General features: G+C 64.3%; 17 protein-coding genes. 14 read left to right on the forward strand and 3 right to left on the reverse strand.

What is annotated here, in order from left to right; genetic code table 11:
- Window positions 1-280 precede the first annotated feature (280 nt).
- From ASC89_RS15870 to ASC89_RS15900, 7 genes are all read left to right on the forward strand, one after another.
- On the forward strand, window positions 281-958 hold the full coding sequence (locus tag ASC89_RS15870) for an outer membrane protein (RefSeq protein ID WP_055999485.1): 678 nt from the start codon (window positions 281-283) through the stop codon (window positions 956-958).
- 1,085 nt (window positions 959-2,043) lie between these two features.
- Window positions 2,044-2,703, forward strand: a complete 660-nt coding sequence (locus ASC89_RS15875; protein WP_055999492.1) for an outer membrane protein — start codon at window positions 2,044-2,046, stop codon at window positions 2,701-2,703.
- A 191-nt stretch (window positions 2,704-2,894) separates the two neighbouring features.
- On the forward strand, window positions 2,895-3,500 hold the full coding sequence (locus tag ASC89_RS15880; protein WP_055999495.1) for an outer membrane protein: 606 nt from the start codon (window positions 2,895-2,897) through the stop codon (window positions 3,498-3,500).
- 112 nt (window positions 3,501-3,612) lie between these two features.
- Window positions 3,613-5,208: a peptide chain release factor 3 gene (locus tag ASC89_RS15885; protein WP_055999498.1), complete on the forward strand. Its 1,596-nt coding sequence runs from the start codon at window positions 3,613-3,615 to the stop codon at window positions 5,206-5,208.
- Between the two features lie 226 nt (window positions 5,209-5,434).
- Entirely contained in the window at window positions 5,435-7,177 is a 1,743-nt protein-coding gene (locus ASC89_RS15890; RefSeq protein WP_162247950.1) for an ABC transporter ATP-binding protein, read from the forward strand.
- 25 nt (window positions 7,178-7,202) lie between these two features.
- On the forward strand, window positions 7,203-8,183 hold the full coding sequence (locus tag ASC89_RS15895; protein WP_055999504.1) for an aldo/keto reductase: 981 nt from the start codon (window positions 7,203-7,205) through the stop codon (window positions 8,181-8,183).
- A gap of 254 nt (window positions 8,184-8,437) precedes the next feature.
- Window positions 8,438-11,356, forward strand: a complete 2,919-nt coding sequence (locus ASC89_RS15900; protein ID WP_055999507.1) for an insulinase family protein — start codon at window positions 8,438-8,440, stop codon at window positions 11,354-11,356.
- Window positions 11,357-11,507: 151 nt separating this feature from the next.
- On the opposite strand, the gene ASC89_RS15905 is transcribed toward ASC89_RS15900, so the two are convergent.
- A complete protein-coding gene (locus ASC89_RS15905) occupies window positions 11,508-12,017 on the reverse strand; it encodes a Crp/Fnr family transcriptional regulator (protein ID WP_055882988.1) in 510 nt (169 codons plus the stop codon).
- A gap of 112 nt (window positions 12,018-12,129) precedes the next feature.
- On the opposite strand from ASC89_RS15905, the gene ASC89_RS15910 reads away from it, so the two are divergent.
- The 3 genes from ASC89_RS15910 (at window position 12,130) to ASC89_RS15920 (ending at window position 15,078) form a co-directional block, all read left to right on the forward strand.
- Window positions 12,130-13,155 carry a ligase-associated DNA damage response exonuclease gene (locus ASC89_RS15910; protein WP_055999510.1) on the forward strand — a complete coding sequence of 342 codons (1,026 nt, stop codon included), beginning with the start codon at window positions 12,130-12,132 and terminating at the stop codon, window positions 13,153-13,155.
- Window positions 13,152-14,732, forward strand: coding sequence for a cisplatin damage response ATP-dependent DNA ligase (locus ASC89_RS15915; protein ID WP_055999513.1), 1,581 nt, complete (start codon window positions 13,152-13,154; stop codon window positions 14,730-14,732). Before ASC89_RS15910 ends, ASC89_RS15915 begins: the two co-directional genes overlap by 4 nt.
- 91 nt (window positions 14,733-14,823) lie before the next feature.
- On the forward strand, window positions 14,824-15,078 hold the full coding sequence (locus tag ASC89_RS15920; protein WP_082533409.1) for a UvrB/UvrC motif-containing protein: 255 nt from the start codon (window positions 14,824-14,826) through the stop codon (window positions 15,076-15,078).
- Window positions 15,079-15,286: 208 nt separating this feature from the next.
- On the opposite strand, the gene ASC89_RS15925 is transcribed toward ASC89_RS15920, so the two are convergent.
- Entirely contained in the window at window positions 15,287-15,676 is a 390-nt protein-coding gene (locus ASC89_RS15925) for a MerR family transcriptional regulator (RefSeq protein WP_055882993.1), read from the reverse strand.
- Window positions 15,663-17,378 (reverse strand): long-chain fatty acid--CoA ligase, encoded by a 1,716-nt coding sequence (locus ASC89_RS15930; protein WP_082533410.1) that lies wholly within the window; start codon window positions 17,376-17,378, stop codon window positions 15,663-15,665. The genes ASC89_RS15925 and ASC89_RS15930 overlap by 14 nt, the downstream gene beginning before the upstream one ends.
- 388 nt (window positions 17,379-17,766) lie before the next feature.
- Between ASC89_RS15930 and ASC89_RS15935 the strand changes: the two genes are divergently transcribed.
- The 4 genes from ASC89_RS15935 to ASC89_RS15950 all read left to right on the forward strand — a co-directional run bounded on the left by ASC89_RS15935 (window position 17,767) and on the right by ASC89_RS15950 (window position 25,399).
- Window positions 17,767-20,253 carry an acyl-CoA dehydrogenase gene (locus ASC89_RS15935; protein WP_055999516.1) on the forward strand — a complete coding sequence of 829 codons (2,487 nt, stop codon included), beginning with the start codon at window positions 17,767-17,769 and terminating at the stop codon, window positions 20,251-20,253.
- A gap of 73 nt (window positions 20,254-20,326) precedes the next feature.
- A complete protein-coding gene (locus ASC89_RS15940) occupies window positions 20,327-22,297 on the forward strand; it encodes a 3-hydroxyacyl-CoA dehydrogenase NAD-binding domain-containing protein (protein ID WP_055882996.1) in 1,971 nt (656 codons plus the stop codon).
- A gap of 1 nt (window position 22,298) precedes the next feature.
- Window positions 22,299-23,582, forward strand: a complete 1,284-nt coding sequence (locus ASC89_RS15945) for an acetyl-CoA C-acetyltransferase (protein ID WP_055882998.1) — start codon at window positions 22,299-22,301, stop codon at window positions 23,580-23,582.
- 206 nt (window positions 23,583-23,788) lie between these two features.
- Window positions 23,789-25,399: a peptide ABC transporter substrate-binding protein gene (locus ASC89_RS15950; protein ID WP_407065072.1), complete on the forward strand. Its 1,611-nt coding sequence runs from the start codon at window positions 23,789-23,791 to the stop codon at window positions 25,397-25,399.
- Window positions 25,400-25,481: the final 82 nt, after the last annotated feature.

The following is a 25,481-nucleotide window of genomic DNA, read 5'->3' on the forward strand; positions in this document are numbered from 1 at the left end:
GGTTATCTAAATCGACCCCGCCCGGCGCAAGCCGCGGCGGGGTTTGATTTTGCGATGATGCGACGTTACCTGGTGCGGTATCGCGCAGCATCGTCCCGCGCCGCCTCATGCGTGGCGTAATTGTGTTAAAATAGAGATTTGCAACGTCATTAAGAACCCAGGCCATACCTGTGTCTTGAGGGTGACACTTTACGGCTAAGCTGTGCGTTGCTGGCGGAGTCGGGTTTTCTTTCCCCAGGACGTGCGTATCTTATAGGCGTTGCTTTTCTGGAGGCCACCCATGAATCGTCTTGCCGTTTCCCTGCTCGCCGGCGTTGCCGCTCTGAGCTTCATCTCCTCGGTCCAGGCGGCCGATCTCATCATCAGCGAACCCGCTCCCCCGGTTGGTGTCATCGACGTCGGTGGCAACTGGGACGGCGTGTATGTCGGCGCCTTTGCCGGCTACGGCTGGGGTACCGTCAATGACGACGATGGGTACTTCGTTGCTCCCGATACCGAGTACGACCTGACCGGTTGGCAGCTCGGCGTCGCGGTCGGCGCCAACTTCACCGTCTCCGAAGCCATCGTCGCCGGTATCGTTGCCGACGTCGCCTGGTCGGATCTTGGCGGCGAGAATACCGTTGATGGTATCGCCTACGACGTGAACTGGCTCGGCAGCATCCGCGGTCGTCTCGGCTTTGACGGCGGCGCCTTCCTGCCGTACCTGACGGCCGGTGTGGCCTTCGCCGGCGCCACCGCCACCGATAACACCGTCGTGCCCGGCGTCGAAGACGATGCGACTCACATCGGCTGGACCGTTGGTGCGGGCGTCGAATTTGCGGTTGCCGACAACATCTCGATCGACCTGCTGTATCGCTACAGCGACTACGGCTCGCAGACCTACACCCTCGATGCGGGCGATACCGACCTGGGCCTCACCGCCCACACCATCTCGGCGGGCGTGAACTTCAAGTTCTGATTTCCGCTTCGGCGTAAGCCGATCCGTACTCAATCGACCCCGCCCGGCGCAGCCGTGGCGGGGTCGATGCATTATGGACGCCCCACATGCGCGTGCCGGCACGTACCGGAGAACGCCGCTCAGCGGCCCGCGGAGCGTGTCCTTGCCGACCTGTCGCGGACCATCCAGGTCGACATGGACGTGCAACTGTGATCGCGGCGAGCGGACGCCGAAAGGGCTGCTTCGGTTCTCAAGGCCAAACGACAGCTGCGCGACGCGAGTTGTCACCGTTCATTCACGTCTGTTGCGCATTTGCCCTTGTCAGATCCGTAAATCGGTCCCACCTTCGCGGTCATGTTCAACCAGCAAAAGGAGGTGGTCCAAGTGTCTCATCAGAAATCGTCGGTTTCGAAGGGTCTTGGAGTCTCCGTTAGTTCGGAGCAGCCTCTGGCCTAATCGAAGGCACCACGCCCTCGGCGCGACTTCTGTCGTGTCTTGAGGGCAATGATTGCTTCGAAAGCCACGAAATCGGAAAGGGTCGCCTCAGGGCGGCCCTTTCTTTTTACCCATCAGCCATCGCGCCGTGGTGGGCAGGGGCAGGTCCAGAGCTATCTCGGGCGGGACTCGGCCTCGCAGATGTTTAAGCCCCGAAAGGCGCAGTCGGGACTCCCTTGCTCTCCCGCTTGCGGGCAGGGCTATCGCATATGACGGCGCTGGGCGCCTCTTGCCTTCTCCCACAAGGGGAGAAGGCCATCCAACTACTGTCAGCGCCCCAAATGCGATAGCCCTGCGCTTGAGGGGGAGGGGGGACCAGCCGAAAGGCTGGTGGGAGGGGGGCCACAAACTCTGTCCTGCGCCAAGTCCGCCCACATTCAGTGCGTGGGGCACCTCCCTCCCACCACGCTTTCGCGTGGTCTCCCCCTCCCCCGCAAGCGGGAGAGGGAGTCCCAACTGCGCGTTCCACGATGGGTGCAGTCGGGGCTCCGCTCAAACCATTCGTTAACCAAGTCCTGACGGTTACCGCGGCGTAAAGGAATTGTTTGCAACTTGGAGTCGATTCATGCGGGCACGTAATCCGTTCCCTTCGTGTACCTTGGAGGCACATCATGAACCGTTTTTCTCTCTCTCTGCTGGCGGGCGTTGCCGTGCTGTCCATGGCTTCGGCTGCCTCGGCCGCTGACCTCTTGGTCCAGCAGCCGTCCATGCCGGGCTTTGTCGACATGGGCAGCAGCGGCGCCTGGGATGGCGCCTATATCGGGGGCTTCGTCGGTTATGGCTGGGGTTCGGCCAATGACGATTCGGGCCTGTTCATCCTTGGCAATGACATGGACCTGTCGGGCTGGACCGCTGGTGCTACCCTCGGTGCGAACTTCACCGTCGCCCAGGGCTTCGTGCTCGGCGCCGCCGGCGATATCGCCTGGGCCGGCATCGGTGGCTTCGAGGCGCCGTCGCAGGACGTCGACATCAACTGGACTGGTTCGCTCCGCGGCAAGGCCGGTTTCGACGCCGGTGCGTTCATGCCCTACCTGACCGCGGGTCTTGCCTTTGCCGGCGCAACCGCCAGCAACGGCCCGACCGACAGCACCCAGATGCACTTCGGCTGGACCGCCGGCGCGGGTGTCGAAGTTGCCGTTGCCGACCAGATCTCGCTCGATCTGCAGTACCGCTACTCGGACTATGGCACCGCCACCTACGACCTGCCGACCAATCCGGAACTGGATATCAGCACCCATGCCGTCACGGCGGGTGTGAACTTCAAGTTCTAAGCCGCACCGGCATATCGCTTCGGAAAGGGCCGCTTCGTGCGGCCCTTTCTTATTGTGCGCCAATAGGTTCCGATGCCGCATGTGTGGCGGCAAGGTGACACCCGTGCGTCTTCCGTGGGGACGAACTCCTAATTCCTATCGCCTTGATCGAGATTTGGAGGTATCCGCCTCCGGACTTCTAGGAGACTCAGATGAATCGCTTTGTAATTGCTCTGCTTTCCGGTGTTGCCGGTCTTGCTCTCGTGTCGGGCGCCCAGGCGGCTGACCTGATCATCGACGAGCCCGCAGCTGGCGTGGTCGAAGTTGCCAGCGGCAACTGGGACGGCCTCTATGTCGGTGCGTTTGTCGGCGGCCTCGGCGGCACCTTCGAGAACACCGTCGGTACCGAGTGGGATATCAGCGGCTGGCTGGCCGGCGTGAACCTCGGCGCCAACTTCACCGTCGCCGATGGCATCGTGCTTGGCGTGGTGGGCGACGTTGCCTGGACCAACGCCGAGAACGACGGCAACCCGCTCGCCGTTGACTGGACCGCTTCGCTGCGTGGCCGTCTCGGCTTCGATGCCGGCTCGTTCCTGCCGTACCTGACCGCTGGTCTGGCGGTTGCCGGTGGCGAGATCGGTGGCGTGAACGAGACCCATGTCGGCTGGACCGCCGGCGCCGGCGTCGAGTTCGCCGTGGCCGACAACATCTCGGTCGACCTGCTGTATCGTTACTCGGACTACGGCACCGCCGAGTACCCGGGCGAGTTCGGCCTGACCTCGCACGCCGTCACCGTTGGCCTGAACTTCAAGTTCTAAGCCTCGCGTATCGGCAGAATTCTGAACGGCCGCCCTTCGGGGCGGCCGTTCTCTTTTTGCATTCGGGGCACAACCCGACTATGTAGCGGCCTTCCGAACTTCGAGCCCGTCGATGAACGCCCTGACCGCCACGGCGCCTGCCGCAAACCTGCTGCCCTACCAGTCGCGCCGGACTTTCGCGATCATCTCGCACCCGGACGCCGGCAAGACTACGCTGACCGAAAAGCTGCTGGCCTCGTCGGGCGCCATTCAGCAGGCGGGGCAGGTGCGGCACCGCGCCAACCAGCGCGCCACTCGCTCGGACTGGATGGAGATCGAGCGGCAGCGCGGCATCTCGATCACCTCCTCGGTGATGACCTTCGAGCACCTGGGGCTGACCTTCAACCTGCTCGATACCCCCGGTCACTCAGACTTCTCCGAGGATACCTACCGCACCCTCACCGCGGTCGACGCCGCCATCATGGTGATCGACGTCGCCAAGGGCATCGAAGCGCAGACGTTGAAGCTGTTCGAGGTCTGCCGGCTGCGCGACATCCCGATCATCACCTTTGCCAACAAGGTCGACCGCGAAGGCAAGGATCCGGTGGAGATTCTCGACGAGATCGCCTCGACCCTGGCGCTCGACGTCTCGCCGGTGGTCTGGCCGCTGGGTGGTGGCGTCGACTTCAAGGGCATTGTCGATCTCACGGCTGGCGTGGTGAAGCGGCCGAATGGCGAGGTCTGGAAGACCTTCACCAATGTCGAGGAGCTCGCGCGCGACAACGAGTTCGCCACGGATCCGGTGATCATGGCCAGCCTCGAGAATCTCGAGCTGGCCCGCGCCGGCTTTCCGGCCTTCGATCATGAGATCTACCTCGCCGGCCACCTGACGCCGGTGATCTTCGGTTCGGCGCTGAAGTCGGTTTCGGTGCCCGAGATGCTGGCGGCGCTTGGCGCCTGGGCGCCCGAGCCGCGGCCGCAGCCGGCCGAACCCAAGCCGATCGAGCCTGACGATCCCAAGGTTTCGGGCTTCGTGTTCAAGGTGCAGGCCAACATGGACGCCAACCACCGCGACCGTATTGCCTTCGTGCGACTGAGCTCGGGCACGTTCAAGCGCGGCATGCGGCTGAAGAACGTGCGCACCGGCAAGGACATGGCGGTATCGAACCCGATGTTCTTTTTCGGACACGATCGCGAACTGGCCGAGGAAGCGGTGGCCGGCGATATCGTCGGCATCCCCAACCATGGCGCGCTGAGCGTCGGCGACACCCTCACCGAGGGCGCCAACATCAAGGTAACGGGCATCCCGAACTTCGCGCCGGAAATCATCCGTCGCGTCCGCCTCACTGATCCGATGAAGGCCAAGCAACTGGCCAAGGCGCTGAGCGATCTCGCCGAAGAGGGGGTGGCGCAGATCTTCCGCCGCATGGTCGGCGCCGACTACATCGTCGGCGTGGTGGGGCAGCTGCAGCTCGAAGTGCTGCAGAGCCGCATCAACTCCGAATACAACGTGCCGATCAGCTTCGAGTCGATCAACTTCGAGCTGGCGCGCTGGATCGTCTCCGAGGACAAGGCCGAGCTCGCCCGCTTCATCTCCACCAACAAGCTGGAGATGGCCGAGGACAAGTATGGCGACCCGGTCTATCTCGCCCAATCCACCTGGTGGCTCGGCCGCGCCGAGCGGGATTACCCCAAGGTGCAGTTCCTGACCACGAAGGAACGGCATTAGGCGCGTCCGCCGATAGGGCCTGCACCGGCCGGTGGTTGGGCCCGATCCTAGACCCCACCCACCGACTGTCATCCCAGCGAAAGCTGGGACCCAACTCGCCCCCTGCGCCAGCTGATGGATGGGTCCCAGCTTTCGCTGGGATGACACCTGGTGTGTTGGGAAACCCCGTGCCCTCCATCATCCCTCGCAGGCTCCAGCCAAACCCTTCCACCGCCTTGTGATCTCCATGATCGAACCCTATCTCCGCCGGGCGAGCGGGGAGGGGCTGATGGCGGGCGAGTGGGCACTGATAGCGGCGCCGGTGCGCGCCATCTACGGCCGGTTCTGGCGGGAATCCCGGTTGGCGCTGGGCGGCATCACGCTGATGGTGCTGCTCGCGGCGCTCGGCCAGGTGGCAACGCCATACCTGTTTTCCCGGTTGATCGACCAGCTGAATGCCAACCTGGTGCCCGCGGGCATCGTCATGGCGTTCGTCGTCTATGCGATCCTGCGCGGCGCTTCGAGCGCGGTGTCGCAGGCCACGCAATACATGGCCTGGGGCGTGGCGCAGGGGCTCAACTTCATCGTCGGCACCAGCTTTTTCGAGCGCATCCTCAACAAGCGGGTGGCGTTCTTCATCGAGCACAATCCGGTGGAGATCCAGAAGGCGCGCTCCGAGGGCGAGCGTTCGCTGTTCATCTTCGTGCAGCTGGGGATCATCGTCTTCCTGCCGGCGCTGCTCGGCATCGTGCTCGGCGTCGGCGTCTTGGGAGCAGTGATCAATCTCGAGATCGTCGCCATCGTCCTCGTTTATGGCGCGGCCTTCATCACCTTCACCTATTTCGCCAACCGCTGGACGCGGCCGTTTCTCGATAAGGCCATCGAGGCCGACCAGGAGAATGCAGCCTTTGTCGGCAACGCCATCAACGCCATGGAAACGCTGCGCTATTTCAACGGCGACAAGTGGATCGGCGATAATTTCGCGCGGAAAGCCGGCGAAGTGCGCGGCGCCTGGCGGCAATGGACCGTCCGGCACCTGAGCTATGCCTTCGGCTTTGGCGCGGCGCTGGCGGTGCAACTGGCGGTGACCTTCCTGCTGCTCATTCCGCGCTACGAGGCCGGCCAGCTCAGCGTCGGCGATATCGTGCTGATCAATACGCTGATGATCCAGCTCAACCAGCCGTTCGAGATGATCGGCTCGGCCATCGACGATATCGTGCGCGCCTATTCCGGCTTTCTGCCGTTCGCCCGGATGTGGGCTGAACCGGAGGACCAGGACGCTGCAGGCCGCCTGGCGGTCGGGTCGGGCCGGCTGGAGTTCGCCCATGTCGGCCATCGCTATGGCGAGACGCCGGTGGTCGAGGACGTCAGCTTTGTCGCCGAGCGCGGACGGCTGACCTTCATCACCGGCCCGACCGGGGCCGGCAAGTCGACGCTGTTCAAGCTGGCGCTGAAAGCGCTGGAGCCGGAGCAGGGGACGATCACGGTCGACGGCACTGATCTCAGCACCGTCGGCCGCGCCAGCTGGTATGCGGCGATCGGTGTGGTGCCGCAGGAGGTGATGCTGCTCAACGATACGCTCGCGGCCAACATCGTCCTCGGCCGCGAGCGCGATGCTGCAAAGCTCGAGCGCGCCACTCGGCTGGCCTCGATCCACAAGTTCATCACCGGCCTGCCGGAAGGCTTCGAAACCACTGTGGGCGAGCGCGGGCTGAAGCTCTCGGGTGGCGAGCGGCAGCGCATCGCCATCGCCCGCGCGCTCTACGACAGCCCGGAGTTCCTGTTTCTCGACGAGGCCAGCTCCGCCCTCGACGAGGCGACCGAGGCGGCGATCATGGCGGAGCTGCGCACGCTCAGCGCCGACACCACCATCATCGCCATCACCCACCGCAAGTCGGTGATCACTGACGCCGATACAGTCGTCCGCCTAAAGGCGAGGAAGCCGAGAGGCGAAAGCGCTTTGCAGGGCACTATCGGCCCGGCTATCTGAGGTACGTGAACAGGGGAGTGAATGGATGAACAGGCGCAAACTCGGCAAGACCGGCTACGAGGTCTCGGAGATCGGGCTTGGCACCTGGCAACTGGGCGAGAGCTTCGGTTCGCTCAACGACGAGACCGCGGCTGAAATCCTGAAGACGGCGCGCAATGTCGAGGTGAATTTCTGGGATACCGCCGACGTCTATGGCGGCGGGCAGTCGGAGCGGCGGATCGGCGAGTTCAAGGACAAGAAGGGCGTGTTCGTTGCCACCAAGCTCGGGCGCAACGGCGAGATCTTCCCCAACAAGACCGGCTACAACAAGAAGAACATCAAGGAGAGCCTAGCCGGCTCCCTGAAGCGGCTCGGCGTCGAGACGCTCGACCTGGCGCAGCTTCACACCATCCCCACCGACGTGCTGCGTGACGGCGAAGTCTTCACCATCATGGACGACCTGCGCGATGCCGGGATGATGCGGAACTGGGGCGCCAGCGTCGAGAATGTCGAGGAGGCGCTGCTGGCGATGAAGTCGGATGGCTGCACGACGCTGCAGATCATCTTCAACCTGTTCCGGCAGGACTATATCACCGAGGTGTTCCCGACTGCCACCAAGCGCAATGTCGGCATCATCGTCCGGCTGCCGCTGGCCTCGGGCCTGCTCTCGGGCAAGTGGAACAAGGACACCAAGTTCGCCGATAGCGACCACCGCAACTTCAACGCCAACGGCGAGAAGTTCAACGTCGGCGAGACCTTCTCAGGCCTGCCGTTCGACAAGGGCGTCGGCTTTGCCGAACAGCTCAAGCAGATGGTGCCTTCGGGTATCCCGCTCAGCCAGTTCGCGCTGCGCTGGATCCTCGACCAGCCGGCAGTATCGACGATCATCGCCGGCGTGACGCGGCCGGACCAGTTGCGCGCCAATGTCGACGCGACCAAGCGCGAGCCGGTGGAACCGGCTTTGGCCGAGGAACTGGCGGGCTGGTACCAGGACAAGGTGCGACCGGAGATCCGTGGGCGGATCTAGGACGCGTTGCCAGGGGGGCTGTGCCGGTGGCTGTGGACCCCCACCCCTGTCCCCTCCCCGCAAGGGGGAGGGAGACGCCTACACCGGCCTCAGTGTTTTGGTCACCCTCCCCCTTGCGGGGAGGGGACAGGGGTGGGGGCAGCCCACACCGGTGTCTGCGCGAGCCTCCCACCTCCCCATCCGCCTAGCCCCCCTTCCATCCAGTGCCGCCGCTGCCTAAGTTAGCCGCACCCTCCCACCACCTTGAGTACCCCATGTCCGAACATCCCGCCTTCGAACTCGTCCGCGAGCAGCAGATCGGGGAGATCAGTTCGCTGGCCAAGCTCTATCGGCACAAGCGGACCGGGGCGGAGGTGCTGAGCCTCATCAATGACGATGAGAACAAGGTGTTCGGCGTGACGCTGAAGACCCCGCCGGAGGATTCGACCGGCGTCGCACATATTCTCGAGCATTCGGTGCTGTGCGGTTCCCGCAAGTACCCGGTGAAGAAGCCGTTCGTGGAGCTGCTGAAGGGCTCGCTCCACACCTTCCTCAACGCCATGACCTTCTCCGACAAGACCGCCTATCCGGTGGCGTCGCAGAACCTCAAGGATTTCTACAACCTGGTCGATGTCTATCTCGACGCGGTGTACTTCCCGCTGATCAGCGAGGACACGTTCCGGCAGGAAGGCTGGCACTACGAGCTCGATTCCACCCAGGGGCCGATGGTCTACAAGGGTGTGGTGTTCAACGAGATGAAGGGCGCCTATTCCTCCGCTGCCGCGGTGCTGGGCAAGGTCAGCCAGCTGTCGCTCTACCCCGACACCACCTACGGGGTGAATTCGGGCGGCGACCCCAAGGCCATCCCCGACCTCACCTACGAATATTTCAAGAACTTCCATTCGAAGTACTATCACCCGTCCAACTCGCGCGTCGTATTCTACGGCGATGACGATCCGGCGCAGCGCCTCGCCATCCTCGAGGAGTATTTCAGCCAGTTCGAGCGCATCGACCCCAAGGCCGAAATCGCTATCCAGCCACGCTGGAGCGCGCCGCGCTCGCTGCACGAGACCTATGCCGCGAGCGAAGCCGAGGCCGGCAAGAAGACCGCCATGGTATCGGTCAACTGGATGCTCGACGAGATCACCGACCCTGAACTGGCACTGTCGCTCAACGTGCTCGAGTCCGTGCTGGTCGGCACCTCCGCTGCACCGCTGCGGAAGGCGATGATCGATTCCGGGCTCGGCGAAGGCCTGACCGGCTCGGGCCTCGCCGATGGTATCCGCCAACCCTATTTCACCTTCGGGCTCAAGGGCATCGAGGACGATGCCGGCGATAAGGTCGAGCAGCTGATCATCTCGACGCTCGAGCAGCTCAGCGCCGAGGGGATCGACCCCAAGACCATCGAAGCGGCCATGAACACCACCGAGTTCGGGCTCAGGGAGAACAATACCGGTTCGTTCCCGCGCGGCATCGCGCTGATGTTCCGCGCCATGGGCACCTGGCTCTATGGCGGCGACCCGCTGGAGCCGCTGAGCTTCGAGGTGCCGCTCGCCGCGATCAAGGCCAGGCTCGCCGCCGGCGAGCGCGTCTTCGAGACGCTGATCAAGACCCACATCCTCGACAACAAGCACCGCTCGACCGTGCTGCTCACCGCCGACCCCAACAAGGCGGCAGCGGAAGCCGCCGAGGAGCGGGCGCGGCTCGACAGGGCGCAGCAGTCGCTCGATGCCGCCGGCATCGCTGAGGTGGCCGAGCAGACCCGCCACCTCAAGGAATTGCAGAACGAGGTCGATGCGCCGGAGGCGCTGGCCAGGATCCCGACGCTGACACTCGAGGACCTGCCGCGCGCCAACAAGGCGATCCCGATCGCCAAGGAAGAGCTCGAAGGCGTCACGCTGTTCAGCCACGACCTGCCGACCAATGGCGTGGTCTATCTCGATCTCGGCTTCAACCTCACGGCGCTGCCGGGGCGGCTGTTGCCCTACCTGCCGCTGTTCACCCGGGCGCTGACCCAGACCGGCACCGGCAGCGAAGATTTCGTCTCTCTGACCCAGCGCATCGGTCGCACCACCGGCGGCGTCGGCGCCAGCCGCTGGAACTCGACCCGTCGGGACGGGGTGGGCACCGCGGCCTGGATGTTCGTCCGCGGCAAGGCGACGCCGGATCATGTCGGCGACATGCTGTCGATCATGCGCGACGTGCTGACCGACGCGCGGCTCGACAACCGCGAGCGCATCCGCCAGATGGTGCTGGAGTCGAAGGCTGGCTTCGAAAGCTCGCTGGCCGGCATGGGCAACGGCATCGTGTCGATGCGGGTGCGCGCCGGGTTCAGCGAGGCCGACTGGCTCAACGAGAAGCTCGGCGGCGTCAGCCACTATTTCTTCCTCAAGGATCTGGCGGCACAGATCGACGGCAACTGGCCGGCGGTGCAGGCGGCGCTCGAGGAGATCCGTACGCTGCTGATCGGCCGTACCGGGATGATCGTCAACGTCACCGCCGACAGTTTTGCCATCGCGGCGCTGAAGCCGGAACTGGCGACGTTCATCGCGGCTTTGCCGGCTGGTGCTGGCCCCTCGACTGAAGGTTGGGGATTCGTCGCCGGTCCGCAATCGGAAGGCCTGACCTTCCCCGGCCAGGTCAATTACGTGGCCAAGGGCGCCAACCTCAAGGCGCTCGGGTTCGAGCCCACCGGCGGCACCGCAGTCGCCATCAAGCACCTCAACACCACATATCTGTGGGACAAGGTGCGGGTGCAGGGCGGCGCCTATGGCGGCTCGTCCGGGCTCGATCCATTCGCCGGCACCTTCGCCTTCACTTCGTATCGCGATCCGAACCTCGTCGACACCATCGATGTCTACGACAAGGCCTCGACCTTCCTCAAAGGCGGGGTAGGGGAGCAGGATCTGGTGCGCTCGGTGATCGGCGTCATCGGCTCAGTCGACACCTACCGGCTGCCCGACGCCAAAGGCTTCACCGCGCTGGTCTGGGAACTCACCGGCGACAGTGAAGACGCCCGCCAGAAGCGCCGCGAGGAAATCCTCGGCGCCTCCAGCCGAGACTTCAAGGCGCTTGGCGAGGCGCTGGATCAGGTTGCCCGCAGCGGCCAGGTGGTGGTGCTCGGGTCGGAGAAGGCGATCAAGGCGGCCAACGACGAGCGCGGGAATTTCCTCAAGGTGACGAAGGTTCTGTAGTTCGTTTGGGAGGAAGATTCGCTCCCACCCTCGATGTCATCCCAGCGAAAGCTGGGACCCAACTCGCAGCCCGCGCCAGCGGAAGAATGGGTCCCAGCTTTCGCTGGGATGACATCTGTGGGTTGGTGACATCGCGGCCTCTACGAGGCCTTCAGTCCTTGTACGCCCCGCCGGTGTCGTCAGTGCCGAACATGTCGGTGCGGGCGATAGTCCTGTAGGTGTTGTCGTCGGCCTGCAGGTGCAGGGCGGAGAGGATCTTGCCGAGCATGTTCTGCTCGGCCTTGCCGCTATGCTGCCGGCTCAGCTCCACAAGGTAGGCGGAGGTGGCATCGAGCCGGCTCGCCATCAGCCAGGCGAGGCGGAAGGTCATCGCCTGGTCCTGCTCGAGGTACTTGCGGGCATCCATGATGACGCGGACGGTGGCGTTGCCGTCGGCCCGCACCGTCGCGCTGTTGGGCGTACCGAGCACCACCGACATCTCACCGACCACCGAGTTCGGCGACGAGATGCTGGCGATGGTAACGCCGTCGCGTTCGACCAGCAGTTGTCCGCTTTCGAGCACAAATAGATCACCGCCCTCACGGCCCTGCGCGATCAGTATTTCGCCCGGCGCCAATGCGCGCGTCGGCTGGGCTGCGGCCAGTTCGAGCAGGCTCTCCATTATCGGCTCCGTTGATTGTCAGCGCAGCCTATTCGGTGAAATGCAACCGGGATAGGGTTCCGCCGTTGATTTTCCTGCGTCGTTCCGGATTGGAGGAAGTACTTTAGTCCAGATGGCTTCCCCGTTCCTCGATCGCGACCTCTACGTCCGCCCCATCGACGCCTATATCGATCCCCCGGTGCCCCGGGCCCGGGCGATCATCACCCATGGCCATGCCGATCACGCCCGCTCGGGTCACGGTGCAGTGCTGGCGACGCCCGATACCATCGCCATCATGAAAGCTCGCTATGGCGAAGACTCGGCCCAACAGTTCCAGCCACTCGAGTTCGATACGCCGTTGCAGGTCGACGACGTCACCATCACGCTGAAGCCGGCCGGCCACATCCTCGGCTCGGCGCAGGTGCTGATGCAGCACCAGGGCCAGCGCATCGTCGTCACCGGCGACTATAAGCGGCTGCCCGATCGGACGGCGCAGCCGTTCGAGCTGGTCGAATGCGACCTGCTGGTCACCGAGGCGACGTTCGGCCTGCCGGTGTTCCAGCACCCCGATCCGCTCGACGAGATCGGCCGGCTGCTGCGCTCGGCTGCCGCCTTTCCGGATCGCGCTCATGTCATCGGCTGCTACGCGCTGGGCAAGGCACAGCGCGTGATCTCGCTGCTGCGCGACGCCGGCTACGACGCGCCGATCTACCTGCACGGGGCGATGATCCGGCTCTGCGAACTCTACATCGCCCGCGGTATCCTGCTCGGCGAACTGAAGCCAACGCTCGGCACCAGCAAGGCCGAGCTCGCCGGGCAGATCGTCATCGCGCCGCCCTCCGCCATCAAGGATCGCTGGAGCCGGCGATTGCCCGATCCGGTGCTGGCCGTCGCCTCGGGCTGGATGAGCGTCAAGCAACGGGCCCGGCAATCCGGCGTCGAGCTGCCGCTGGTGATCTCCGACCATGCCGACTGGAACGAGCTGCGCCAGACCATTGCCGAAACCAAAGCCGGCAAGGTCTGGGTGACGCATGGGCGCGAGGATGCGCTGGTCTATCATTGCCGGCAGCAGGGGCTCGAGGCCGAGCCGCTCAACATCCAGGCGTTCGAGGAGGGCGAAGAGGGCGAACCGGACGCGCGGGGAGAGCTCGAAGAGTGAGGCGCTTTGCTCAACTGATGGAGCTTCTGGCGCTCACCCCGTCGCGCAACCGCAAGCTCGAGGCGCTGACCCAGTATTTTGCCGAGACGCCGGACCCAGACCGCGGTTTCGCGCTCGCCATCCTCACCGGCGCGCTGAGCTTCAAGAACGTCAAACCGGCGATCCTGCGCGATGTCGTCCTCGCCGAGGTCGACCCGCATCTGTTCGCGCTCAGCTACGACTATGTCGGCGATCTCGGCGAAACCATCGCGCTGATCTGGCCGCATCATGGTGGGACCGAGCCGCTGCCCTCGCTCTCGGACCTGGTCGAACTGTTCAACATGACCAGCAAGTCCGAACTGCCGCGGCTGATCGGTTCGCTGCTCACCCGCGCTTCCATCAACGAGCGCTGGGCGCTGGTGAAGTTCGCCACCGGCGCGCTGCGCATCGGCGTCAATGCACGGTTGGCCAAGACCGCATTGGCCGAAATGAGCGGCAAGGACCTGCAGGAGATCGAGGAGGTGTGGAACGGCCTCACCGTGCCCTACACCGACCTGTTCGACTGGCTCAGCGGCAAGGCCGAGCGGCCGGATATTGATCATACCGCGCGCTTCCACCCGCTGATGCTCAGTAACCCGATCGACGAGGGCAAGGACCTCGAAAAGCTCGACCCGGCCGACTTCGTCGCCGAGTGGAAATGGGACGGGATCCGGGTGCAGCTGATTGCGTCGAAGGGCAGGGTCTCGCTGTTCTCGCGTACCGGCGACGATATCGCCGCCGCCTTCCCCGACGTGACCGAGAGCGTCTTCGGCGACGCCGTGCTCGATGGCGAGCTGCTGGTCGGGGCGGGTTTCGAACCGTTGCCGTTCAACGACCTGCAGCAGCGGCTCAATCGCAAGGTGGCTACGGCCAAGCACCTCGCCGACTACCCGGGTTTCATCCGCGTCTACGACATGCTGTTCGACGGCAACGAGGATATTCGCGCCCTCGCGTGGAGCGAGCGGCGGCAACGTCTCGAAGCGTGGTTTCAAAACAACCCGCAGACCCGCCTCGATCTCTCGCCGGTGCTGAGTTACCGCGACTGGGAAGATCTGGCCGAGATCCGACGTCGCGGCGCGGCGGAGCAGGGGCATGAAGGGGTGATGGTGAAGCTTCGCGCCGCACCCTACCTGCCTGGCCGCCCCAAGGGTTTTTGGTACAAGTGGAAGCGCGACCCGAACGTGGTCGACGCGATCCTGATGTACGCGCAGCGCGGCCACGGCAAGCGCTCGTCGTTCTACTCGGACTACACATTCGGGGTGTGGAAGGGCAACGAGATCGTGCCGATCGGCAAAGCCTATTTCGGCTTCACCGACGAGGAGCTGAAGCAGCTCGACAAATGGGTGCGTAACAACACCGTCGCCAGCTTCGGCCCGGTGCGCGAGGTGTCGAAGGAGCTGGTGTTCGAGGTGGCGTTCGACAGTGCCCAGCAATCGGGCCGGCACAAATCCGGCATCGCGCTTCGCTTCCCCCGTATCAACCGGATAAGGTGGGACAAGCCGGCCAGCGAGGCCGCAACGCTCGACGAAATGCAGATTTTCCTAGAGCCTTTCAATTGAAGGGCTCTAGGTTATTGTTTTGACGCGCTTTCGAACCGGAAAAGTCTGCAACTTTTCCTGAAAGCGCTTTGCTCGCCAGCTGAGGCCGGACATGTCGCTCGCCGCCATCGAGAGAAAGATCATCGCGCTCGAAGGCGAAATGCTCGCCGCCGTTACCCGCGAGGATTTCGAGAAGGCGGCGCGGCTGCGCGACGAGATCGCGGCGCTCAAAGGCGGCGCGGTGCGCCAGCCGCCACCGGGCGAAATGGGTTTGGGCACGCAAGTCCCGGTGGTCGAGCCACCCCAAGGCTGGAAGCGGCCGAAAAAGCCGGACCTGATGACCAATGTGAAGCCGCGGAAGCGGTAGATTCTTCACCTCTCCCTTGGGGGCTTACGTGGGCGGTGGTCGAGCCGACGCGCTGCGATCACCCCACCTACGATGTCATCCCAGCGAAAGCTGGGACCCATCTATCCGCTGGCACAAGTGGCGAGTTGGGTCCCAGCTTTCGCTGGGATGACAGCCGGTGGGTAGGCAAAAAACGAGGCCAGCTGCTGCGGCCGAGCCGTGAAATGGCTTAGGCCCCGACCCGCTCCCCCGCCAGCTTGCGGATCTCCCTGAGTTCGCCAATCGTCGTCTCAAGATCGGCCTTCTGCCGTTCGAGCAGATGCAGCCGCTCGTCCACCTTGGCGACCAGGAGCTTGGTCTGGGCGGTCTGCGATTGCGCGTCGTAAAGGCTCAGATAGTCCGAGATGTCGCGCAGCGAGAAGCCCAGTCGCTTGCCGCGCAGGATCAGGATCAGCCGGGCGCGGTCGCGGCGGCGGAACACGCGGGTGCCGCCGACCCGTTCGGGGTTGAGCAGACCCTTGGCCTCGTAGAAGCGGATGGCGCGGGTCGAGATGCCGAACTCCTGGCTGAGGTCGGCGATGGCGAACAGATCGCGGTTTTCGGATTCAGGCCGGTTCATGCTTGTTCTTGCGCTGGGCGTATTCCTCGCGCAGCTCCTTCTTGCTCAGCTTGCCGATCAGCGTCTTGGGCAGCTGGTCCTTGAAGATGATTTCCTTGGGCATCTCGATCTTGTTGAGCGTTTCGGCAAGGAATTTCTTGAGTTCGGCTTCGCTGGCCTGCTGGTCCGGCTTCAGCTTGACGAAGGCGACCGGTGCTTCGCCGCGATACTCGTCGGGCACGCCGATGACGTTGACCTCGTCCACCGCCGGGTGGTGCAGCATCGCTTCTTCGATAGTGCGCGGATAGACGTTGAAGCCGGAGCAGATGATCAGGTCCTTGATACGGTCGACGAGGAAGACGTAGCCATCGCTGTCGACATAGCCGACGTCGCCGGTGCGCAGCCACCCGTCCATGAAGGCATCTTTGGTTGCCTCGGGGTTGTTGTAATAGCCGAGCATCACCTGCGGGCCCTTCACCTGCAGCTCGCCGCGCTCACCCAGCGGCACCGTCTCGCCGGTTTCGATGTTGACGAAACGGATGTCGGTGCCGGGCAGCGGCTGACCGATCGACAGGGGCTTGGACGGCACGCGGAGCGCCGCGCAGCACACCACCGGCGAGGCTTCGGTCAGCCCGTAACCTTCGGCGAGCAGGGAGTTCGACACCTTGCTCCAGTTGTGGCGCACTTCGTCCGACAGCGGCGCGCCGCCCGAAACGGTCACCTCGACCGAGACCAGGTGCGGCTTGGCCTTGTCGCCGGCTTTGGAGAGCGCCTGCACCAGCGTCGGTACGGCCACCAGAATGTTGGCGCCGGTGCGGCTCATCAGGTCGAGAAAGGCCTTGAGCTCGAAGCGTGGCAGCATCACCACCTGGCCACCCGCCGCCAGCGGCGTGTTGAGGCAGGCGGTCATCGAGAAGATGTGGAAGAACGGCAGCACCGCGACGGTGCGCGATGGCGCCCTGAACAAGCCCAGTGCCCAATGGTCGATCTGGCTGAGATTGGCCGCAATGTTGGCATGACTGAGCATGGCGCCCTTGGGCAGCCCGGTGGTGCCACCGGTATATTGCTGCACCGCCACGTCCTTTGCCGCATCGATCGGCACCGGCGACGGGCTCAGCTTGCGGTCGATGAGCTTGTCGAAATGCACCACCTTGGCGGCGATCCGGCTCTTGTCCGGCTTGCTCATGTCCCTGGCCTTGGCGAGGCTGTAGAGCAGCTTCTTCACGCCCGGCAGGGCATCGGGGAAATGGCAGACGATGAGTTTTTTGACGTGGCCGGCGTCGACCAGCTCCTCGGCCTTGTCGAACAAGAGCTTCAGGTCGAGCGTTACCATCAGTTCGGCGCCGGAATTGCCGACGATGTGGCTCAGTTCCTTGACCGTATAGAGCGGGTTGCAGTTGACCACGATGCCGCCGATCCGCAGCACGGCGTAATAGGCGATGACGTAGAACGGCGTGTTGGGCAAGAGCAGCGCGACGCGGGTGCCCTTCTTGACCCCCAGTTCGCTCTGCAGCGCGCCGGCAAAAGCGTTGATCAGACGAGCGAGCTCGCCGAAGCGGGTTTTCTTGCCGAGGAAATCCAGCGCATCGGCATCCGGGGTGCGGGCGCAGGTGGCGAGAATCGTCTCGTGCACCGGGGTGGTGTCGATCGGCACATCCCAGGAAATGCCCGGGGGATAGTGCTCGGTCCACGGGCGCGTGGCGCCCGCCTTGGTGTTGGCCATCTTCTTCCTCCTCAGGCTTTTGGCGCCCGTTATTGGGAAATATCCCACCAATTGACGTTAGCGTCAAACCAACGACGTAGCTCGACGAGCAATCCAGTTGAGGCGGGCAGGGAAACGTGATGGCTGTTGCGCCATACACCTAAGGTCCATTGGTTGACGTATACGTCACCCGTTGCTATTTTATGGTGATGGCGCCTGCCCGGGCGGTACAATCGGCAACAAGAATCGGACCGGGTGCGTTGTTGAGCGGGGGCTCATCTCGCTTATCGACGATGCGCCACGACTTAGAGCACTTCCCGAAGTGCTCCAGGTGTTTGACTTTTCACGCTTTCGAACCGGAAAAGTCTGCAACTTTTCCTGAAAGCGCCTAGGTCGAGGAGAGACGTGCATGGTCTGGGCTCTGCTGATCCTGTCGATTGCCCTTTTCGCGGTGCTGGCAATGCGCCGTGCGCCGCTTTGGCAATGGGCGGTGGCGACGCTGCTGATCGGGGCGCTGACCCGCATCTCGACCGATAATGGTCTCTGGTTGATGACGGACGTGCTGGGCTGGGTCTTCGCCCTGCTGCCGGCGGCGATCCTCGGTCTGTTGTCCCTCGTGCCCATCCGCAAGGCGGTGCTCTCCGGCCCGGCCTACGGCCTCGTCAAATCCATCCTGCCGCGCGTCAGCCGTACCGAGCAGGAGGCACTCGATGCCGGCACCGTCGGCTGGGACGCCGAGCTGTTCTCGGGCCGGCCGGACTGGAGCAAGCTGCTCGGGGTGCGAAAGCCCACCCTATCGACCGAAGAACAAGCCTTCCTCGATGGGCCGTGCGAAAAAGTCTGCGCCATGATCGACGACTGGGACACGCGCAACAACCGCGCCGACATGTCCCCGGCGGTCTGGACCTATCTCAAGGAACAGGGCTTTCTCGGCATGCTGATCGGCCGCGAACATGGCGGCCTCGGCTTTTCGGCGCAGGCGCAGAGCCAGGTGGTCAGTAAGATCGCCTCGCGCTCGATCGCTGCAGGGATCACCGTGATGGTGCCCAACTCGCTGGGGCCGGGCGAACTGCTCGAGAAATACGGCACCGAGGAACAGAAGAAGAAGTACCTCACCCGCCTCGCGAAGGGGCAGGAAGTGCCGTGCTTCGCGCTCACCGGCCCGCATGCGGGCTCCGACGCGGCGGGCATGCGCGATGTCGGCGTCGTCTGCTACGACATGTATGAGGGCAAGAAAACGCTCGGGGTGAAGCTCAGCTGGGACAAGCGCTACATCACGCTGGCGCCGGTCGCGACGCTGCTCGGCCTCGCCTTTCATCTCCATGACCCCGACCACCTGCTCGGTGAAGTCGACAATATCGGCATCACGCTGGCGCTGGTCCCCGCCAAGCACAAAGGCGTCAAGATCGGCCGCCGGCATTATCCGGCACGCTCCGCTTTCATGAACGGCCCGACCCAGGGCCGCAACGTCTTCATCCCGATGGATTTCCTGATCGGCGGTACCGAATATGCTGGGCAGGGCTGGCGCATGCTGATGGAGTGCCTCGCCACCGGCCGCGCCATCTCGCTGCCGGCCATCGGCACCGTCTCGATCAAGCACGCGCTGCGCGTCACCTCGGCCTATGCCCGAATCCGCCGGCAGTTCGGCATCCCGGTGGGCCTGATGGAGGGCGTCGCCGAGCCGCTGAGCCGCATGGTGCGCTTCGCCTATACCTACGAAGCGTCGCGCGGCCTCACCGCCTCGATGGTTGACGAGGGCCAGCGCCCCTCGGTGCTGTCGGCGCTGCTCAAGTACCGCACCACCGAAGCGATGCGGCTTGCCTTCAACGACGCCATGGACATCCATGGCGGCCGCGCCGTGCAGGATGGCCCGACCAACTACCTGTTCTCGGGCTACATGACGACGCCGGTGGCGATCACCGTCGAAGGCGCCAACATCCTGACCCGCACGCTGATCACCTTCGCCCAGGGGGCGCTCAGGGCGCACCCATACCTCTATGCCGAAATCTCGGCGGCGCAGTACAAGGACAGGAAGGCCGGCATCGCCGCCTTCGACACCGCCTTCGCCGGCCATGTCAGCTTCATGCTGCGCAACATGGTGGGCAGCTTCCTCCATGCCGTCAGCTTCGGCGCCTTCGCCTCGACCCCGGTCGATCACGAGATGGCGCGCTGGTACAAGCAGCTCAGCCGCTACAGCCAGAGCTTTGCGCTCTGCGGCGACTGGACCGTGGCGTTTCTCGGCGGTGACTTGAAGCGCAAACAGCGCCTCTCGGGCCGCATGGCCGATATCCTCTCCGACCTATACCTGCTCTCCTCGGTGCTCCGCCGCTATGAGGATGACGGGCGGCTCGCCGAAGACCGGCCGGTGGTCGAGGCGGTCGCTCGCGACCTCTGCTATTCGCTGGAGCAGAGCTTTGCCGCGGTGTTCGCCAACTTCCCGAACTTCGCGCTCAGGAACCTGATGCGGGTTCTGGTGTTCCCCCTCGGTCGCCACGCCAAGCCCGCCTCCGACCGCGAGACCTATCGGCTGGCGCGCTCGGTGATGGTGCCCGGCGCTTTCCGCGACCGGTTGACCAAAGGAACTTATGTCTCGATGGACCCCAAGGACCCGACCGGCGTCCTTGAAGACGCGCTGCTCAAGGTCACCGGCGCCGCCGAGATCGAAACCAAGTTCGTGCGGGCGATCAAAAAGGGCGTGGTCGAGCGCCGGCTCGATCGCGACGCGATCAGCGATGCGGTGGAGGCGGGTGTCCTGACCGAAGCCGAGGCCGCAACGCTCAGGCTCGCCGACCAGGCGACCGACCGGGTGATCAAGGTCGACGATTTCGATTTCGATGAACTCGGCTCCAAGCAGTTGCGCCGCGAGCCGGCCGCCATCGACGCCGCCGCCGAGTAGAGACCCCGAGCGTTTCGGGAAAAGTCGCAGACTTTTCCGGTTCGAAAGCGCTCTAGAGAACGAGGAGCCGGAAATGGCCCATCCGCAAATGCCGTCAAGTCGTGCCTGGAGCTTCGAGCTCGATTTCGAGGGCATCGGCTGGCTCACCATCAACACGCCGGACTCGCCGGTGAACATGCTGAGCCGGGAGGCCTTGGCAGAGTTGGTCCCCATCGTCTCGGCGATCGAAGAGTTGGTGAACAGTGGCGAGCTGAAGGGCGTGGTGCTGTTATCCGGCAAGGACTCCGGCTTCATCGCCGGCGCAGACGTCACCGAGTTCGACGACATGTCCGATCCGGGCGTCCTTAACGCGGCGCTGGTGCGCACGCATGCCCTGTTCGACCGCATCGAAGCCCTGAAAGTACCGGTGGTCGCCGGCATCCACGGCTTCTGCCTCGGCGGCGGGCTCGAGCTGGCGCTGGCCTGCCGCTACCGGATCGCTGTCAACGACGACAAGACGCGGATCGGCTTCCCCGAGGTCAATCTCGGCCTCTTCCCCGGCTTTGGCGGGGCCGGGCGCTCGATCCGGCAGGCCGGACCGGTCGATGCGATGCAGATCATGCTCACTGGCAAGCTGCTGCGCGCCGGGCAGGCCCGGCGCATGGGGCTGGTCGACAAGCTGGTCCGCCACCGCGACACGCTGCGCTGGGAAGCCCGCAAGGCGATACTGCAGAACAAAAAGAGCAGCGAGGCGCCGCTTGCCAAGCGGGCCGCCGCGTTCGGGCCGGTGCGCGGCTATATCGCCAACAAGATGCGCGAAGAGGCAAACAAGAAAGCCAACCCGGCGCATTTCCCGGCGCCCTATGCGCTGATCGACCTGTTCGAAGAGCACGGCAATGACTGGCGGGCCATGAAGCAGGGCGAGATCGCCCGTTTCGTGCCGCTGATGGATACGCCGACCTCGAAGAACCTCCGCCGGGTGTTCTTCCTCTCCGAGAGCCTGAAGAAGCAGGGTGTGCGCGGCAAGGACAAGCCGGTGTTCCGGCGGGTCCACGTGGTTGGCGCCGGCGTCATGGGCGGCGACATCGCCGCGTGGTGTGCGCTGCGCGGCATGGGCGTGACGCTGCAGGATCTCGACATGGAGCGCATCAAGCCGGCGCTCGAGCGGGCGAAGAAGCTGTTCAGCAAGCGGCTTCGTTCGAAGACCGAGATCGATAATGCTGTCGCCCGGCTCGAGGCCGATGTGACCGGCAAGGGTATCGCCCGGGCCGATGTGATCATCGAGGCGGTGGTCGAAAAGCTCGAGATCAAACACAAGGTGTTCATCGACGCCGAGCTCAAGGCCAAGCCCGGAGCGATCCTTGCCACCAACACATCCTCGATCGAGCTCGAACGCATCGCCGAAGGGCTGACCAATCCGAGCCGGTTGATCGGGCTGCATTTCTTCAACCCGGTGGCGCAGCTGCCGCTGGTCGAGGTGATCCGCTCGAGCTTCAACTCCGATGACGACATCGCCCGCGGCGCCAGCTTCGCGCTCGCCATCGGCAAATCGCCGGTGGTGGTGAAATCGGCGCGCGGCTTCCTCGTCAACCGGGTGCTGATGCCCTACATGCTCGCCGCCGTGCAGCGGGTCGAGGGTGGGGCCAGCAAGGAGCAGATCGACGCTGCGGCCGTGGCCTTCGGCATGCCGATGGGCCCGATCGAGCTGATGGACACAGTCGGGCTCGATGTCGGCAAGTTCGTCGCCGAGGAACTGGGCAGTCCGGTGTCTCCGGCCAGCGATTTCGCCCGGCTGGTCGCCGAGAACAAGCTGGGCCGCAAGACCGGGCAGGGGTTCTATACCTGGACCAACGGCAAGGCGGTGAAGGGCGAGGCGCCACCGCACCCGGACCTTGCCGGGCTCGGGCGCGAGCTGGTGCAACCGCTGGTCGATGCCACCGAGATTGCCGTGGCCGAGGGCGTCGTCGCCTCGGCCGACCTCGCCGATATCGGCGTCATCTATGGGACCGGTTTTGCGCCGTTCCTCGGAGGGCCGATGCAGGCCCGCAAAGACGGGAGAGCCTGAGATGGCCGAACTGCGTAAAGTCGCCATCGTGGGCTCGGCCCGCATTCCCTTCGCACGCGCCTATACCGGCTATGCCGAGGAGGGGAACCTCTCGATGCTCGGCGCGGCGCTGGGCGGGCTCGTCGACAAGTACAACTTGAAGGGCGAGGCGATCGGCGAAGTCATGGCTGGCGCCGTGCTGAGCCACAGCCGCGACTTCAACCTCGCCCGTGAGGCGAGCCTCGATGCGGGCCTCTCCCCCCGCACCCCCGGCACCAATGTGCAGATCGCCTGCGGTACCTCGCTGCAGGCAGCGCTCAGCCTCGGCGCCAAGATCGCCACGGGCGAGATCGACAGCGCCATCGCCGCCGGCTCCGACACGGTTTCGGATAGCCCGGTGGTGTTCGGCGACAAGTTCCAGCACCGGATGATCGAGCTCAGCCGGGCCCGCACCACCGGCGAGAAGTTCAAGGTGTTCAGAGGCTTCAATCTCGGCGAGCTGACGCCGATCGCGCCTTCGACGCAGGAGCCGCGTACCGGGTTGTCGATGGGCCAGCATTGCGAGCTGATGGCCCGGCAATGGGGGATCACCCGCGAGGAGCAGGACGCGCTGGCGCTCAAGAGCCATCAGAACGCCGCCCGCGCCTATGACGAGGGTTTCCACGATGACCTGATCGTGCCGTTCGCCGGCGTGCTGAAGGACAATAATGTCCGCGCCGATACCAGCCTCGAGAAGATGGCGACGATGAAGCCGGCCTTCGACAAGAGCTCGGGCAAGGGGACGCTCACCGCCGCCAACTCCACGCCGCTGACCGATGGCGCCGCTTCGGTGCTGCTGGCCAGCGAGGAGTGGGCCAAAGCGCGTGGCCTGCCGGTGCTCGCTTACCTTACGCTCGGCCAGGTGGCGGCCAACGATTTCGCCCACGGCGAGGGCCTGCTGATGGCGCCGACCATTGCCGCGTCGGAAATGCTGCGCCGCTCCAACCTGACGTTCGATGATATCGACCTGTTCGAAATCCATGAGGCGTTTGCCGCGCAGGTGCTGGCGACGCTCAAGGCCTGGCGCGACCCCGACTACAACCGGAACGTCCTTGGCCGCGAAACTCCGCTGGGCGAGATCGACCCGGAGAAGATCAACCAGAAGGGCTCGAGCCTCGCCTATGGCCACCCGTTCGCCGCCACCGGCGCCCGCATCCTCGGCCTCACCGCCAAGCTGCTCAACAGCACCGAAAAGCAGCGCGCCCTGATCTCGGTCTGCACGGCCGGCGGCATGGGCGTGACGGCGCTGGTCGAGCGCGCGGCATGAGAACTATCCACAGCCAAGTATAGTTTCCCACGGCTCGTGTAACACTTGACGCTTACGTCAATGTCCCGCTTGTCAGCGAAAACCTGATGCCATAGGGTCCGTACCCAATCCGGCGGTTCCGACCAGTCGGCACAAAAAGAGGCATGGCATGCTAATCGCCGTGCCCGTCAGGAAATGTCTTTCATGGAGATGGGACAAGAATGAAAATAACACAGGTCCTCAAAGCGGTGACGACCGCCGGCGCGTTAGCGCTGATGATGTCGAGCGCGGCTCTCGCCGTGACGCTCAACCTGGGCAATGGCGGCGAGCCCGGCTCGCTCGACCCGCACAAGGTTTCGGGCGACTGGGAGAATCGTATCGTTTCCGAGTATCTCGAAGGCCTCGTGACCGAGGACGCCCAGGCCAAGGCAGTCGCCGGCCAGGCGGAATCGTGGACCATCTCCGACGATGGCCTCGTCTACACTTTCAAGATCCGCGGCGATGCCGTGTGGTCCGATGCCGTGCCGGTGACGGCGCAGAACTGGGTCGACGCCTTCCAGCGCCTGTTCGACCCCAAGACCGCGTCCGAGTACGCGTATCTACAGTACCCGATCAAGAACTCGTCCAAGATCGCGGCCGGTGAGATCACCGATTTCAGCCAGCTCGGTGTGAAGGCCGTCGACGACAAGACCCTCGAGATCACGCTCGAAGCGGCGACGCCGTTCTTCCTCGACGCGCTCACGCACTACACTGCCTTCCCGATCCGCAAGGATATCATCGAGAAGTTCGGCGACCAGTGGACGCAGCCGGAGAACATCGTCGGCAACGGCCCCTACAAGATCGTCGAGTGGGTGCCGGGTTCGTACCTGCGTGGCGTCAAGTCCGACAGCTATTACGGCAAGGACACCCTGAAGATCGACGAGATCCGCTGGGACAACACCGAGGACCTGACCGCGGCGCTGAACCGCTATCGCGCCGGCGAGCTCGATATCCTCACCGACTTTCCCGCCGACCAGTACAAGTTCCTGCAGGACAACTACCCGGGCCAGGCCCACGTGGCGCCGTTCCTGGGCATCTACTACTACGTGCTGAACCAGGAAAAGCCGCCGCTGGACAACATCAACATCCGCAAGGCCCTCTCGATCTCGGTGCTGCGTGATGTGATCGGTCCGGACGTGCTGGGCACCGGCGAACTGCCGGCCTATGGCTGGGTCCCGCCGGGCACCGGCAACTACGAAGGCACCCCCTATGCGCCGGATTGGGCCGAGATGCCCTATGACCAGCGCGTCGAGGAAGCCAAGAAGCTGATGGCTGAGGCCGGTTACTCGCCGGAGAAGCCGCTGAAGCTGCAGCTGCGCTACAACACCAATGAGAACCACCAGCGCATCGCCGTGGCCATCTCCGACATGTGGAAGCAGATCGGCGTCGAAGTCGAACTGTTCAACGCCGAAACCGCCGTGCACTACGATGCGCTGCGCGCCGGTGACTACAATGTCGGCCGCGCCGGCTGGCTGCTCGACTATGATGATCCGTCCAACACCCTTGACCTGCTGAAGACCGGCACCAAGGGCAGCGACGGCACCATCAACTGGGGCAACAACTACGGCCGCTATTCGGACGCCAAGTTCGATGAGCTGATGACCGCAGCCTCCAGCGAGCTGGACCTGGTCAAGCGCGCCGGCCAGATGCACGAAGCCGAAAAGATCGCCATGGACGCCTTTGCGGCCATCCCGATCTACTGGTACGTGTCCAAGAACGTCGTCTCGCCCAAGGTTACGGGCTTCGAAGACAACGCCAAGGACATTCACCGTGTCCGCTGGATGACTAAGTCGGAATAACCGGCTCAACAGGGACCGCGGGGCTGACCCCCGCGGTCCCAGATTGCATTTTGCCGCCGGCTTACGGCGTTGCCCCGCGGGC

The organism is Devosia sp. Root413D1 (assembly GCF_001425235.1).
Lineage (GTDB): Bacteria > Pseudomonadota > Alphaproteobacteria > Rhizobiales > Devosiaceae > Devosia_A.

Coding starts and splice junctions, on each gene's coding strand:
- ASC89_RS15870 (WP_055999485.1), top strand. CDS start 281: ATGAATCGTCTTGCCGTTTCCCTGCTCGCCGGCGTTGCCGCTCTGAGC.
- ASC89_RS15875 (WP_055999492.1), top strand. CDS start 2,044: ATGAACCGTTTTTCTCTCTCTCTGCTGGCGGGCGTTGCCGTGCTGTCC.
- ASC89_RS15880 (WP_055999495.1), top strand. CDS start 2,895: ATGAATCGCTTTGTAATTGCTCTGCTTTCCGGTGTTGCCGGTCTTGCT.
- ASC89_RS15885 (WP_055999498.1), top strand. CDS start 3,613: ATGAACGCCCTGACCGCCACGGCGCCTGCCGCAAACCTGCTGCCCTAC.
- ASC89_RS15890 (WP_162247950.1), top strand. CDS start 5,435: ATGATCGAACCCTATCTCCGCCGGGCGAGCGGGGAGGGGCTGATGGCG.
- ASC89_RS15895 (WP_055999504.1), top strand. CDS start 7,203: ATGAACAGGCGCAAACTCGGCAAGACCGGCTACGAGGTCTCGGAGATC.
- ASC89_RS15900 (WP_055999507.1), top strand. CDS start 8,438: ATGTCCGAACATCCCGCCTTCGAACTCGTCCGCGAGCAGCAGATCGGG.
- ASC89_RS15905 (WP_055882988.1), bottom strand. CDS start 12,017: ATGGAGAGCCTGCTCGAACTGGCCGCAGCCCAGCCGACGCGCGCATTG.
- ASC89_RS15910 (WP_055999510.1), top strand. CDS start 12,130: ATGGCTTCCCCGTTCCTCGATCGCGACCTCTACGTCCGCCCCATCGAC.
- ASC89_RS15920 (WP_082533409.1), top strand. CDS start 14,824: ATGTCGCTCGCCGCCATCGAGAGAAAGATCATCGCGCTCGAAGGCGAA.
- ASC89_RS15925 (WP_055882993.1), bottom strand. CDS start 15,676: ATGAACCGGCCTGAATCCGAAAACCGCGATCTGTTCGCCATCGCCGAC.
- ASC89_RS15930 (WP_082533410.1), bottom strand. CDS start 17,378: ATGGCCAACACCAAGGCGGGCGCCACGCGCCCGTGGACCGAGCACTAT.
- ASC89_RS15935 (WP_055999516.1), top strand. CDS start 17,767: ATGGTCTGGGCTCTGCTGATCCTGTCGATTGCCCTTTTCGCGGTGCTG.
- ASC89_RS15940 (WP_055882996.1), top strand. CDS start 20,327: ATGGCCCATCCGCAAATGCCGTCAAGTCGTGCCTGGAGCTTCGAGCTC.
- ASC89_RS15945 (WP_055882998.1), top strand. CDS start 22,299: ATGGCCGAACTGCGTAAAGTCGCCATCGTGGGCTCGGCCCGCATTCCC.